Origin of the sequence: uncultured Brachyspira sp., assembly GCF_944388875.1 — a bacterium.
Classification (GTDB): domain Bacteria; phylum Spirochaetota; class Brachyspiria; order Brachyspirales; family Brachyspiraceae; genus Brachyspira.
In genome coordinates, this window is the sequence record NZ_CALXKQ010000003.1 from 1 (window position 1) to 14,438 (window position 14,438).

At 27.6% G+C, this 14,438-nt stretch carries 12 protein-coding genes and 1 pseudogene; 6 read left to right on the top strand and 7 right to left on the bottom strand.

Annotated elements, in window-relative coordinates:
* From Q0J69_RS03480 to dnaA, 7 genes and pseudogenes are all read right to left on the bottom strand, one after another.
* Positions 1–1,088, bottom strand: a 1,088-nt coding sequence (locus Q0J69_RS03480; protein ID WP_297204717.1) for an ankyrin repeat domain-containing protein, incomplete at its 3' end; no start/stop codon positions are given.
* Positions 1,089–2,010 (bottom strand): annotated as a pseudogene (locus Q0J69_RS03485) (Rpn family recombination-promoting nuclease/putative transposase); the annotation flags it as partial.
* An 83-nt stretch (positions 2,011–2,093) separates the two neighbouring features.
* A complete protein-coding gene (locus tag Q0J69_RS03490) occupies positions 2,094–2,714 on the bottom strand; it encodes an ankyrin repeat domain-containing protein (protein WP_297204360.1) in 621 nt (206 codons plus the stop codon).
* A 119-nt stretch (positions 2,715–2,833) separates the two neighbouring features.
* Positions 2,834–4,747, bottom strand: a complete 1,914-nt coding sequence (gene dnaK / locus Q0J69_RS03495; RefSeq protein ID WP_297204362.1) for a molecular chaperone DnaK — start codon at positions 4,745–4,747, stop codon at positions 2,834–2,836.
* A gap of 78 nt (positions 4,748–4,825) precedes the next feature.
* Entirely contained in the window at positions 4,826–5,035 is a 210-nt protein-coding gene (locus Q0J69_RS03500; protein WP_297204363.1) for a hypothetical protein, read from the bottom strand.
* Positions 5,036–5,062: 27 nt separating this feature from the next.
* Complete coding sequence (locus tag Q0J69_RS03505) at positions 5,063–5,674, bottom strand: nucleotide exchange factor GrpE (RefSeq protein ID WP_297204365.1); 612 nt, start codon at positions 5,672–5,674, stop codon at positions 5,063–5,065.
* A 390-nt stretch (positions 5,675–6,064) separates the two neighbouring features.
* The gene (gene dnaA / locus Q0J69_RS03510; RefSeq protein WP_297204367.1) at positions 6,065–7,462 is read right to left on the bottom strand and encodes a chromosomal replication initiator protein DnaA; all 1,398 of its coding nucleotides are present in this window, start codon (positions 7,460–7,462) and stop codon (positions 6,065–6,067) included.
* Positions 7,463–7,666: 204 nt separating this feature from the next.
* Here dnaA and murF point away from each other — a divergent pair, with 204 nt between their 5' ends.
* From murF to Q0J69_RS03540, 6 genes are all read left to right on the top strand, one after another.
* Complete coding sequence (gene murF / locus Q0J69_RS03515) at positions 7,667–9,022, top strand: UDP-N-acetylmuramoyl-tripeptide--D-alanyl-D-alanine ligase (RefSeq protein WP_297204369.1); 1,356 nt, start codon at positions 7,667–7,669, stop codon at positions 9,020–9,022.
* A gap of 2 nt (positions 9,023–9,024) precedes the next feature.
* Positions 9,025–9,786: a DUF4261 domain-containing protein gene (locus Q0J69_RS03520; RefSeq protein WP_297204371.1), complete on the top strand. Its 762-nt coding sequence runs from the start codon at positions 9,025–9,027 to the stop codon at positions 9,784–9,786.
* 69 nt (positions 9,787–9,855) lie between these two features.
* Entirely contained in the window at positions 9,856–11,430 is a 1,575-nt protein-coding gene (locus Q0J69_RS03525) for an ankyrin repeat domain-containing protein (RefSeq protein WP_297204373.1), read from the top strand.
* 374 nt (positions 11,431–11,804) lie between these two features.
* Positions 11,805–12,305, top strand: coding sequence for a chemotaxis protein CheX (locus Q0J69_RS03530; protein ID WP_028329706.1), 501 nt, complete (start codon positions 11,805–11,807; stop codon positions 12,303–12,305).
* A 7-nt stretch (positions 12,306–12,312) separates the two neighbouring features.
* Positions 12,313–12,999, top strand: coding sequence for a peptidoglycan recognition family protein (locus tag Q0J69_RS03535; protein WP_297204375.1), 687 nt, complete (start codon positions 12,313–12,315; stop codon positions 12,997–12,999).
* A gap of 19 nt (positions 13,000–13,018) precedes the next feature.
* Positions 13,019–14,410: a hemolysin family protein gene (locus Q0J69_RS03540; RefSeq protein ID WP_297204376.1), complete on the top strand. Its 1,392-nt coding sequence runs from the start codon at positions 13,019–13,021 to the stop codon at positions 14,408–14,410.
* The last annotated feature ends 28 nt before the right edge of the window (positions 14,411–14,438 follow it).

Genomic DNA, 14,438 nt, shown 5'->3' on the forward strand with positions numbered 1-14,438 from the left:
GATGAAGCCAACATCAAAGCTGTTTTACCATCATTATCTTTAGCATTTATGTCAGCACATTTATCCAGCAAATATTTTACTACTTCTAAATGCTCATTAGATGAAGCCAACATCAAAGCTGTTTTACCATCATTATCTTTAGCATTTATATCAGCACATTTATCTAGCAAATATTTTACTACTTCTAAATACACATTATCTGAAGCCAACATCAAAGCTGTTTTACCATCATTATCTTTAGCATTTATGTCAGCACATTTATCCAGCAAATATTTGACTACTTCTAAATGCTCATTAGATGAAGCCAACATCAAAGCTGTTCTATTATAATTATCTTTGGCATTTACATCAGCACCTTTATCTAGCAAATATTTTACTACTTCTAAATGCCCATTATATGAAGCCAACATCAAAGCTGTTCTATTATAATCATCTTTAGCATTTACATCAGCTCCTTTATCTATCAAAAGTTTTACTACTTCTAAATGCCCATTTCTTGAAGCCTCCATCAAAGCTGTACAATTATAATAATATTTAGCATTTACATCAGTTACTTTATCTAATAAATATTTTACTACTTCCAAATACCCATTAGATGAAGCCAAAATAAAAGCTGTATTATTATAATCATCTTTAGCATTTACATCGGCTCCCTTATCCAGCAAATATTTTACTACTTCTAAATGCCCATTTCTTGAAGCATAAATCAAAGCTGTTTCATTATATTTATTTTTAGCATTTACATCGGCTCCTTTATCTAGCAAATATTTTACTACTTCTAAATGCCCATTTCTTGAAGCATCCATCAAAGCTGTTCTATTATATTTATATTTAGCATTTACATCGGCTCCCTTATCCAGCAAATATTTTACTACTTCTAAATGCCCATTTCTTGAAGCATAAATCAAAGCTGTTTCATTATATTTATTTTTAGCATTTACACCGGCTCCTTTATCTAGCAAATATTTTACTACTTCTAAATGCCCATTATATGAAGCATTCATCAAAGCCATATTTAAATAAACAGATCCTGAATCTATTAAAAGTTTTACTACTTCTAAATACCCATTATATGAAGCATAAATCAAAGCTGCCCAATTATGACTATCTTTAGCATTTACATCAGCACCTTTATCTAGCAAATATTTTACTACTTCCAAATGCCCATTACCTGAAGCCTTCATCAAAGCTGTTATATTATGTTTATTTTTAGCATTTACATCGGCTCCTTTATCCAGCAAATATTTTACTACTTCTAAATGCCCATTACCTGAAGCCTTCATCAAAGCTGTTTTACCATCATTATCTTTAGCATTTATATCATCCTCTTTTATTCTATAGCTGTCTATCAAAGGATTAGTATGTACAAACGATTCGGATTTTAATTTTACCTCTTCAAATATAGTATCTTCTTTCAATAAATTTTCCATCTTATCCCCCTTAAAAAATTTTAACCAAGATAAAAATTTCTTCTCTGCTTCATCATAACTTGAATTAAAATTAAATTTAGGAAGTTCTATATAATGAAGCTGACAATGATTAGTAAGTATTATGTTATATTTAATCTCTTTCAAAACATAACAGGTATGAATATCATTTATATCATACATCAAATTAAAATTTAAAATATTTATGCTTATTACAGGACATAAATTATTATAATTATCACCCAACAGCATAACCATTAGCCCAATAAAACAAACTCCTATAAATAAACTCAATATTTCCCTGGGACTGTATCTTTATAATAACAATTTCTCCGCTCCTTATATCCATAACAGACTCTTTAGATTCTAAATATTTGCTTAGGTTAAACGGATTAAGAATCTCAGCTTTTACAAAAGTTATGAAATGCATATTTTTCATAACAGAATTTATAAAACTAAGTATTATTCTCTCATTACCTTTCTCTGAAAATAAATACCTTATATAGCAGTCATTTATTCTGTTAATATTATCAACAGTGATAATTTCTTTTTTAAGTTTTTCAAGATATTCTGAATATTCCATACCAGCCTTTAAAAATAATTGTATGTTTATTATACTAATATTAAAGTAAATTGTCAAAGAACAAAAATTTTAAATATATTTTATTATTCAGCCCCTTTTGATTTTAAAAATTCAGCTACTTCCAAATGCCCATTTATTGAAGCATAAATCAAAGCTGTTTTACCATAATTATCTTTGGCATTTATATCGGCCCCTTTACCTATTAAATATTTTACTACTTCTAAATGCCCATTAGATGAAGCCTCCATCAAAGCTGTCCAATTATCTTTAGCATTTACATCGGCTCCTTTATCTAGCAAATATTTTACTACTTCTAAATGCCCATTAGATGAAGCCTCCATCAAAGCTGTTGCATTATCTATAGCATTTACATCAGCTCCTGAGTCTATTAAAAGCTCAGCCATTTCTAAATCCCCAATATAAGAATAATAAATTAGCATTAATTCATATATGCATTGTATATCATTTATTAATTCTTTATAAAATGAAACATTATTATAATTTAATCTTAATTTAGTTTCTGTATTATAAGCACCAGCTATAATAAGCTCTTTTACTATATCTCTATGACCTTTTAATAATGCATATTCTAACGCTATATTAAGTTCATTATGTCTAAACTCTTCTGTTGTTTCTAATATGTTTTTTACTTTCTCTAAATCTCCAAGTCTGGCTGCTTTTACTAATTCTATATTTCTTTTCATAAATTACTTCCTAATAAACATTAAAAATATAGGCGATTGAAAATCAACACTTTCAAAAAATTAACTTCCAATCGCCCATTAGACTTTATATATTCAACTTTTACTTTTTATCTATTTTATTATTTATTATCATCAACAACTTCATAATCAGCATCAACTACGCCGTCATCTTTTCTGCCTGATGATTCTCCGCCTGATGATGACTGACTGCCTGCATCAGCTTGTCCCTGCTGTGCACCTGCTTGTTTATAAAGTGCCTCAGAAGCTTTGCTCCATGCTGCTTGTAAATCGTCTGTAGCTCTTTTAATACTGTCTGTATTATTAGATTCTACTGCTGATTTCAATGAAGCCATTTTTGACTCAATTTCTGATTTGTCAGATGGCTGTAATTTATCGCCGTTTTCTTTTAATAATTTTTCTGTCTGATAAATCATGTGGTCAGCATTGTTTTTAGCTTCAACTTCTTCTTTTTTCTTTTTATCTTCTTCAGCATGTTTTTCAGCATCCTGAACCATTCTGTTTATTTCATCTTCGCTTAATCCGCTTGAAGATTCTATTCTTATTTTTTGTTCTTTACCAGTACCCAAATCTTTAGCTGTAACATGTACTATACCGTTTGCGTCTATATCAAATGATACTTCTATTTGAGGAACTCCTCTTGGTGCAGGAGGTATGCCTACCAAGTCAAATCTTCCAAGCTCTCTGTTGTCATTAGCCATTTTTCTTTCACCTTGTAATACTCTGATAGTTACAGATGACTGATTGTCTGCTGCTGTAGAGAATACTTGTTTTTTGTTTGTAGGTATAGTAGTGTTTCTGTTGATTAAAACAGTCATTACTGAACCTTCTGTTTCAATACCAAGTGAAAGCGGAGTAACGTCAAGAAGAAGTACATCTTTAACATCACCTTTGATAATACCGCCTTGTACAGCTGCTCCCATTGCTACTGCTTCATCTGGGTTTACGCTTTTGTTTGGTTCTTTATTAAATATGTTTTTAACTGTTTCCTGAACCATAGGTATTCTTGTAGAACCTCCTACAAGTATTACCTCATCTATATCGCCTATAGAAAGTCCTGCATCTTTCAATGCTTTTTCACATGGGATGCGTGTTTTTTCTACCAAATCTCTGATTAAATCTTCAAATTTAGCTCTTGTCAAAGATACATTCAAGTGTTTAGGACCTGATGCATCTGCTGTAAGATAAGGCAAGTTAATATCTGTTTGTAATGAGCTTGAAAGTTCTTTTTTAGCTTTCTCGCCTGCTTCTTTTAATCTTTGTAAAGCCATTTTATCATTATTCAAATCAACACCTGTATCTTTTTTGAACTCATCTATAAGCCAATTAATTATAGCTTGGTCAAAGTCATCACCGCCCAAGTGAGTATCTCCGTTTGTACTTTTTACTTCAAATACTCCGTCAGCCAATTCAAGTATAGATATATCGAAAGTACCGCCGCCCAAGTCATAAACTGCGATTTTTTCATCTTTCTTTTTTTCCATACCATAAGCTAATGCTGCTGCTGTAGGTTCATTTATTATTCTTAATACATTAAGTCCAGCAATACGTCCTGCATCTTTAGTAGACTGTCTTTGGCTGTCATTAAAGTATGCAGGTACTGTAATAATAGCGTCAGTTACTGTTTCGCCTAAATACTCTTCTGCTGTTTGTTTCATCTTTTGAAGTATTCTAGCACTTATCTCTTGAGGAGTGAAATTTCCTTCCAAAGTTTTGATTTTTACTTTACCACCGTCTTCTATAACTGTATAAGGCATTCTAGCACGTTCTTCTGTTACTTCAGCATAAGTGTTTCCCATAAAACGTTTAATAGAAAATATTGTATTTTCTGGGTTAGTTACCATTTGGTTTTTAGCAGGCTGTCCTACTAATATTTCGCCTTTATTTGTAAATGCTACTATAGAAGGTGTTGTTCTGTTTCCCTCTGCATTTGTTATTACTACAGGTTTTCCGCCTTCCATTACTGATACGCATGAATTTGTTGTTCCTAAATCTATTCCAATTATTTTACTCATTATAAATTTCTCCTTTTGATTATTAATTAATATTATTAGTTAATATTAGTATAAATATTTTTTATTTATATTTTGTTATTAGTCTTTTGTCAGAACACTAACAACATATTCTGTATGACCATTACCCAAATGTGAAGTAGTAAGGTCAACATTAATTACTTCTTTGTCTTTAATGTGATTGTTTATCGCATCTGTTAAATCTTGTAATACACCATTTATATGCTGTATACTTTCCTTCTTATCTGCCTTAGGCTCATAATAAGCCCTAAAAAGTTGAATATGTGCCATAAAATCTCCTAGTTAATTTATTTATTCTTATTGGGCAGCTTTCGGTTTTCCTACTACTACCTTAGCTGTTCTCAAAAGTTCATCATTCAATTTATACCCTTTAGCATAAATCTCAACAACCTGCTCTTTATCTATATCAGGAACTTCCATCATAGTTAATGCCTCATGTACATTAGGATCAAACTCATCGCCTTTTTCAAGCTCTATTTCAGAAACTCCATGATCATGCATAAAGTCTATAAATTGTTTATGTATAAGTTCTATTCCTTTGTAATATTCAGTACCTTGAATATTAGCATCCTGCTCTCCTGCTTTTAATGCTCTCTCAAAATTATCCATAAATGTTAAAAGGGATAATAACAAATCTTTATTCGCTCTCTTTATACCATCTATTTTTTCTTTAGCTGTTCTTTTTCTGATATTTTCAGCCTCAGCCATAGCATACATATATTTATTTTTCATATCAGAAGCTTCATTTTCTAACTCTTCTATTCTTTTCTTTAAAGCTGTTATTTCATCCTCTTCATTATTAGTTTTATTCTCTACATCTTCATTTGAAGTATCTATATCTTTTTCATTGTTATTAATCTCTTCATTACTGTTACCGCTTTCATTTGTTTCTTTTATTTCTTCTTCCATTTATTCTCCTTGTAACGGATATTTATTTTATCGCACACTTATATATATGCAAAAAACATGCCAATTATTTTTTTAATAATACTATAAATTTAGCCTATATTAATATATTATAATAAAAATATGCTGTAAAATATATATGTAATTTTGAAAAAACGATATTTATGTATAGTTTTTATACATCAAAAATAATATATTTTGTATAATTTTAATACATTTAATTAGGACTTTAACACATTTAAGATATAAATTATAAAAAACCGTTAAAAAAGCATCACCCTGAGAAAACACTGCAGGGTGATAAGGAGGTTTATGAAAAATTGTATTAATTTAACAATACCTTCAAATTATATAAAAAATCACATAAAAGTCAATGGTTTTTTTTCAATTTTTTTAAGAAATACTAGATATTATATCATTAATTTCTAAAGATATATGAGATCCGCTCCTTAATTCATCTTTTACCTTATCTCTAGCATGTATAATAGAAGCATGATCTCTATTAAATTCAAGCCCTATCTCTGTAACAGACTTCTTAGAATACTCGCATGCCAAATATATAGCCACATGTCTTGCTTTTGCTATAAATTTAGTTCTGTCCCTGCTTTCAAATAAAGACATCTCTATTCCGTAATAATCAGAAACTAACTTTTTTATCTCTTTAATAGTAGCATTTTTCAATTTAGGCTTATTCGTAAAATAATCTTTAAATATCCCCATTTTATCGCATTGCTCAACATTAGGAGTTATCTTCATTATATCTCTTACGGATAAATACGCCCTTATAGCACCCTCTATTTTTCTAACATCTGTTGTAATATTCTCAGCCATATACTTCATAACATCATCATCCATAGAAGTATGCAAATCTATTAATTTTCTTTCTATAATAGCAAGCCTCGTTTCATACTGAGGAGGCTCTATTGAAAGAATAAGACTTTTTTCAAATCTATTCTTTAATCTTGATTCTATATTTCTAAGTTCTTTAGGAGGCTTATCGCTTACAAAAACCATCTGCTTTCCTGCATTATCCAATGCTTGGAAAATTTCAAATAATTCCTTAGAAGTTTCCTGAGCACTTTCAAGCAGCTGCAAATCATCAAGTAAAAGCATATCTAAAGATTTATATTTTCTTTTAAATATTTCAGGCTTCTTATTCTGAAGACTGTATACATATTCATCTCTGAATCCGCTTCCGTCTATATAAAATACTTTTGAATCAGGATTTGAATCTATATAACTATTTCCTATAGCCTGAAGTAAATGCGTCTTACCTATACCAACACTTCCGTATATATAAAGAGGATTATATTCCTTTCCAGGATTAGATGATACATATTTTGCCGCCTCAAATACATATCTGTTATTATTGCCCTGAATAAAATTATCAAATCTAAAATATTCATTTAAATTTGATTTTTTTCTATTATCAGTATTATTTATATTTGAATTAGCATTATCTTTTTTATCAGTTTTTCCAATATCTGCTTTTTCATTATCCGAAGCATTTATATCATCAATCTCATTAATATAATCTTTTACAAGCTCAGCATCAACTTTAACATCTATATCAATATTAATTCCAGCCTTATTAGATATGAATTCCTTTATTCTAGGCAGGAAATCTTTTTTTATATGTGTAGAAGCAAAATCTCCAGAACATACTATTGTAGCCTTATTATTATTATCAACTATAAAAGCAGAACCTTTAAGTAAAGCTACAGCTGTAAACTCATTATCCTCGCTTATAATATCTAAAAATTCATTCCAATATTGCTTTATATTTTCCATCTTATCATCTTTAAATATGTATTTTAACTCTTCTATAATCGGTATTTATATTATAAAAAATAATACTGTAAATATTACAATTACGGCTTAGTATAAATAACAATATAAGTATACATAATACAATGATAAAATTATACTTATTTACAATTTTTTATTTATATGGTTTAATTATGTTAACAATATTAATTGATTGGAAATATTATCATGGGTAAAACTTCATTAAAAGATATAATAAAAGTAAGCAGAGAATTAAACTCAAAATGCAATAAAAATATAGAAGAATTAGATATAAGCAAAGAATTAGAAATATCAACTGACAGCAGAGATGATTTTGATGACAGCAAATTATTTTTAGCAATAAAGGGAGAAAAGTTTGACGGAAATAAGTTTGCATTAGAAACATACAATAAAGGATGCAGATATTTTATTTTAAGCGATGAAACTATAAATATGCCTGATGATGCTTTTATTTTTTATGTCGAAGATACAATACTTTTTTTTATAAAGCTTGCAAGAGAATACAGAAGAAGATTTGATATACCTATAATATCAATGACTGGAAGCTGCGGAAAAACAACTGCTAAAGAATTAACTCATCTATTTTTATCTACAAAATATAAAGCATTAAAAACAGAAGGAAATTTTAATAATGAGATAGGCGTACCTAAAACAATATTTAATTTAGATGACAGTTATGAAATAGCAGTCATTGAAGCTGGAATGAATCATAAAAATGAACTGCTAAGAATATCAGAGTGTATAGAGGCAAATACTGTCATAATAAATAATGTAGAGCCTGTACATATTGCTCATCTCGGTTCTATAGAAAATATTGCTTATGCTAAAGCAGAACTTTTTAATCATACTAGAGAAAATGCCAATGCTGTAATAAATAAAAATACTAATTGTACTGATATATTAAAAAAAGAAGCTGAAAAAAACAATATAAAAAATATAATAGAAGCTGATATAAAAGATATAACAAAAAAAGATGATAATAGTTTTGAATATAAAGGAATAATTTTTAAGCATAATTTAATAGGAGATTTTAATTTACGTAATGTATTATCTGCATTAAAGGCTGCAGAAATTTATAATATAGACTTAAAAAAATGTGCTGATATTTTAGTAACTTATGAATCACAAAAAAACAGAATGCAGATAATTAATATAAAAGGCTGTAATGTAATTAATGACTGCTATAATTCCAATCCTGCAGCATTAAAAAATATGCTTAAATATTTATCGCAAAGAAATGAATCTAAAAAAATTGCTGTAATAGGAGATATGCTTGAAACAGAAACTGAAAACTCATCTTATCACAAAGAAATAGGAAATACTATAAATGAATTAAAAAATATTAATACTGTTATAGCAGTTGGAAAGCATTCAAAAGATATTTATAATACCGTTAATTGTGAGAAATATTATTTTGAAAATTCCAAAAGTGCCGTAGAAAAAGTAAAAGAGTTTTTGAAAGAAGATACGGCAATGCTCATAAAAGCTTCACTTGGCATGGGCTTTGCTGTAATAATAGATAATATAAAAGAGAATAATTAAAAATGAGCAGCTTAATTCAGAATAATTCAATAATAGCTTTTATTTTATTAGATGATAAAAATTTCAATAGCTTTTCAAATCAATTAAAAGAAGATTGGAGCATAGATATAACAATAGTTTCTCATAAAAATAAAGATACATTTACTATTGATAATATAGATTTTGAATATGAACTAGCTCCTTTTAAAGTGCCTGATAAAGAAGCTGAAATATTAATCAACTATAATGATATAGATACTCAGACAAGAGAAAAAATATTGAATCATAAATCGTTTTTATCTATTAAAGCTAATTCTTCTAATGCCAATTTTAAAGATATAGCTTTAACATTTAGTAAAGTATGCTATTCCATAATAAAAACAAATAATGTATCAGCCGTTTTAATAGGGGATATTAATCTTATTATTTCTAAAGATACTTATATATCAGAAATAAATGAATGCATAAAAAATGAAAAATACTTCCCTACACGCTTATGGGTTAGAGTTGATATTTTCTCAGATAATAACGGCAATCATGCATTTACTGAAGGACTTAAAAATTTCGGTAAATATGAGATTATGGCTTATAAAACTGCAAGAGAAGCAGAAAGCATAATAAATCTATTAACTATATTATCAAGAAGCGTAATAGAAAACGATTTCAATATTAAAGACGGAAACACTATGCAGACTGATGATGATTATATAGGAATGTTTAAATTCTTCGACAATAAATTCATAATGCTTGAAAAAAACTTAAAAGACATAAATAAAAATCAGTAAATCTTTAAAATTTGACAATACAAATTTTTTAAGATATACTTAAAAAATTATATAGATGAGGCAGGTATAATGAAATTTGTATTAATTATAATAAGTTTAATGATTTTTATAAGCTGTAATAATAAAGAAACTAACAACAGCCAAATAAATACTAACATAACATCAAATAATAATAACACCCAAAATACAAATCAAATAGTCAGCTCTCAAACAACTGAAGTAAGAAAGAAAAAAACAGAATTTAAAAATATATATCCTATCAAATCATATACAGAAGAAGAAATCGATGAGATATTATACAAAACCATTGACTCAGAATTAGCAGATTATGGAATATCCGATAATTCCAAAAAAGAAAGAAGAGAAGAAGAAAAACAAAGAATGCAGAATATTAAAGATTTACTTTTGGAAGGGATAAACAGTAAAGATGAAAATGGAAACAGTATATTGACTCTAATGCAGAAACTTGATTATAGAAATTATGCTTATAATAATTTAGTGAAATGGCTTGTTGAACATGGCATTAGTTTAGATGATACTGAAATACTAAATTATGATTATACTGATAATACGATAGATTATTTATTAGAATCAGGAGTTAATTTTGATTACAAAACAATATATAATAAAATTGACTTAAACAATAATAATTATAATTTAATATCAAAATTAATTAAAAAGTTAGAATCTGCAGGTTATTATTTTTTTGATATAGATTATCAATTACAAAGCGACTTATTATTTCAGTCCATTTTAGCTGATAATTTGGATTTAGTAATATTATTTTTAAAACTTGGTTCTGATATTAATTCCATAAACAGAATGAGTGATGGTTATGTGGGAACTCCTTTAATGTATAGTGTATATTATGAAAAGTACGATATTATGGATTATTTAAAAGAGAAAAATGCGGATATTACTATTCACTGCTTTCAAGATACAGAAGAATTAGAAAGTATTCATACTTATGATGGCCATATATCTTTTGTATTGATGGAAAATTTTCCTGTTTTAAGTCCTACAAATTTAATTAATACTGTTATCACTGGAAATAATAATGAAGATTTGATGATAAGAATATTAAATAAAATATCTCAAACTTTTAAATTTGCAGATACTAGCTATATTTATTCACCGGCATCACAAACTGAATTTACAAACAATAATGAAAAATATATTTTAATACAAACTCATATATTAAATGAAGAATATGTAGAAAATCTTATATCAATGGAAAAATATGTACATGATTTTGAAGTAAACGATAAATATTTTAATTATGTAACTGTATGGAAAAGAGATAAAAACGATGAAAATAAAGCACAGTTTATAACAGGCTTTTATCCAATGCAAAATGATGACTACTCACAAACTTATGATATTGCTTCATCAGGAAATTACGTTACAATAGAAGCAACAGATGACGGTACATATTATTATACATTCATAATAGAAAATAGTGATTTTTATTTAGATAAATTTTCTTTCTCTAAGTATAATATATCAGACAATAACAAAAAAGAAGAAGAGCATTATTATAATTACAAAACAGATGCTGCTAAATTTAATCAAACCAGCAGAATAAAAGCTATTGATTTAGAAAGAGATTTCTTTAGTAAGTTAATAGAAGAATACAATAAATAAAAAAATAATAAAGAGCTTTAATTTTTACATTAATAATAGAGTATACATTATACTTGTTTCAAAACTAATTTCATTTATAATTGCAGCTGTAAGTAGGTGTTTGCAATTATAAATACTGCATATTTATATATTAAAACAACGAATTATACAACATATAAAACATTGCTTTTATAATTGATAAATTACTAAAATTTCATATATAATCCCCTCAAGTACTATCAAAACAAGTATAATAAATAATTTTATAATTTATATCAAAATTTGACAATTTTAAATTTATTCTTATATTTAAAATATAAAATATTATACATTGAAAATAAAAATTAACTATGTTATAATATATTTTAATATTAAAAATTAAAGAGGAATATAAAATGGCTACAACTCCAATAAAATTTATGGACGTTAGATTCATAAATCCGTTCATAGTGTCTTTAGTATCTATATTTAAGGAAATGGCTGGTCTTACAATGGAAAAAGGTACTCTTGTAAAAGGTCAGGGACGTAAATTATTTTCTGGATATGGTGTTGCTATAGGAATTGTTGGAGATGTTAATGGACAGGTATTATATGAATTTCCTGAAAATTTCTCTCAGCTTTTAACCGAAACCCTAACAGAGAAAAAGAGAGGAGAATATGATTCTGAAGATGATTTTGAAGAAATGATGAGAAGTGTTATAAATGAGATGGGAAATACTATAAGCGGTCTTGCTATAACTAAATTAGCGGAAGAAGGAATAAGCTGCGATATTACTCCTCCTATACTTTATTTCGGTAAAGAAATTCAAATTATACCGAAAAACTTACAGACTATAATCATACCATTCCAATCTTCACTTGGTTTTGTCAGTGTTAATATTGCTATGGATGCATAATGTTTAAATGCTGAAAAATACTATTATTTTATTGCCAATAATAATCTCATTATTATCATGCAGTTATACTGCAAAAGGCGGTATTCTGCAAACTAATATTGTGAATACTAATCAATCAATAAATATAGATATTAATGATAAATATAAATTGACTCCTAACTCATTAAAATTAAATTTAATGTCAAAATATTCAAAAGAGCATTACGGAGAACCTCTTATATATTTGGATAATCCTCAAATAATAGTTGTTCATTCAACAGAAACACCGAATCTTGCTATAGCTGTAAATATATTTAAAAATGACATTCTAATAGGAAGACCCGATATAGAATCAGGAGGCGAAGTTAATGTAGGGACACACTTTTTAGTTGATTTTGACGGCACTATATATGCAAACACTCCGCTTGATTATATAGCAAGACATACTGTTGGATTTAATTATACAGCCATTAGTATTGAAAACATAGGTTATGCTGATAAATTAACTGAAGATCAGCTTGAAGCAAATGTAAAATTAATAAAATATCTAAAAAGCAAATATAAAAGCATTAAATATATTATAGCACATTATGAATATAAAGATAAAAACTCTGAGCATTATTCTCTATATAAAGAATTGAATACTAAATATATAAATCCGATAAAAACAGACCCCGGAAAAAACTTCATGGAAGAATTGAGAAAAAGAATATAATATAAGGTTTAATTAGATTATGGAAATTATATTAGTTTATTTATTTGAAATATCAATTATTATCATTCTTATAATGTTATCGGCATTATTTTCAGGAAGCGAAACGGCATATACTTCTATAGATGATGTTACATTAATGCGTTTGGTTAGAGAGAAAAAAATAAAAGAAGAAGATACTAAATATTGGGGAAAATCTAGTTCAATGATTCCTACCCTTTTAGTAGGAAATAATATAGTTAATATCACAGCAAGCTCCATAATAACAGTATTTGCTATAAGGCTTGCCTCTGCACTGCCTCATATATCTGAAAGTGTAATGGTTACTATATCTACAGCAACTATAACTATATTAATTATAATATTTGGTGAAATACTTCCTAAAGTTCTTATGAGAGTAAATGCTGAAAAGATGATGCCTTATCTTCTATATTTTATGAAATTTTGTCATTTTCTTTTCAAGCCTATAACATTTTTAATGGATAAAATAACTACTTTCATAATGAATTATTTTGTACCAAAAAAATTAAGAAATACTGAAAAGAGAAGTGCTTTATCAAGTATGGATGATATAACAACAATTATTCATTTGGGACATAAGGAAGGTATAATAAAAGAATCCACTCATGAACTTCTTACCGGAGTAATTGATTTTAGAAATAAAACCGTAGAAGAAATTATGACTCCGCGTGTTGATATGGTTTGCATAGAGGCAGAAACGGATGTAAATGAGATAATAAAATTAACAGTAGAAACTGGTCTTTCAAGATTTCCTGTATATGAAGAAACAGTAGACCATATAATTGGAATATTTCATACTAGGGCATTATTTAAAGAATATGTTAAAGGCTCTGGAAAATTAAATAAAATAAAAAAGAAAGCCATTGATTATATAATGCTTCCGTATTTTGTTCCTGAAACTAGAACTATAAGCAGCTTATTTAATGACATGCAGAAAAAAAAGCTTCAAATGGTTATTACTATTGACGAATACGGCGGAACAGCTGGGCTTGTTACTATGGAAGATATAATAGAAGAAATAATGGGGGATATTGAGGATGAAAGCGATAAGAGAGAAGAAGAATTAATAAAAATAAAAGGCAAAAGAAGAATAATAAATGGAACTGCTTCTATAGAAGAAGTTAATAAAACTCTTAAATTAGAATTGGAGCATGAGGAATATCAAACTATAGCAGGATATGTTATTGATATGCTTGATCATATACCTGAAACTAATGAGCGTTTTATATTGAAAGGATACAGAGGAAGAATAATGAAAGTAGAGGACAGAAGAATAATAGAAATGGAATTTACTCCTCTAAAATATACTAGAACAAATGATGGCAATGATAATACAGAAATGCAGAATTTACATGATATAGAAAAAAATGATCTAGAAATTGCAAATGAATAAGATAATTAAATAAATTATAAAAAATAAA

Coding starts and splice junctions, on each gene's coding strand:
- Q0J69_RS03505 (WP_297204365.1), bottom strand. CDS start 5,674: ATGGAAGAAGAAATAAAAGAAACAAATGAAAGCGGTAACAGTAATGAA.
- Q0J69_RS03535 (WP_297204375.1), top strand. CDS start 12,313: ATGCTGAAAAATACTATTATTTTATTGCCAATAATAATCTCATTATTA.
- Q0J69_RS03530 (WP_028329706.1), top strand. CDS start 11,805: ATGGCTACAACTCCAATAAAATTTATGGACGTTAGATTCATAAATCCG.
- murF (WP_297204369.1), top strand. CDS start 7,667: ATGGGTAAAACTTCATTAAAAGATATAATAAAAGTAAGCAGAGAATTA.
- Q0J69_RS03540 (WP_297204376.1), top strand. CDS start 13,019: ATGGAAATTATATTAGTTTATTTATTTGAAATATCAATTATTATCATT.
- Q0J69_RS03490 (WP_297204360.1), bottom strand. CDS start 2,714: ATGAAAAGAAATATAGAATTAGTAAAAGCAGCCAGACTTGGAGATTTA.
- Q0J69_RS03500 (WP_297204363.1), bottom strand. CDS start 5,035: ATGGCACATATTCAACTTTTTAGGGCTTATTATGAGCCTAAGGCAGAT.
- Q0J69_RS03525 (WP_297204373.1), top strand. CDS start 9,856: ATGAAATTTGTATTAATTATAATAAGTTTAATGATTTTTATAAGCTGT.
- Q0J69_RS03520 (WP_297204371.1), top strand. CDS start 9,025: ATGAGCAGCTTAATTCAGAATAATTCAATAATAGCTTTTATTTTATTA.
- dnaK (WP_297204362.1), bottom strand. CDS start 4,747: ATGAGTAAAATAATTGGAATAGATTTAGGAACAACAAATTCATGCGTA.
- dnaA (WP_297204367.1), bottom strand. CDS start 7,462: ATGGAAAATATAAAGCAATATTGGAATGAATTTTTAGATATTATAAGC.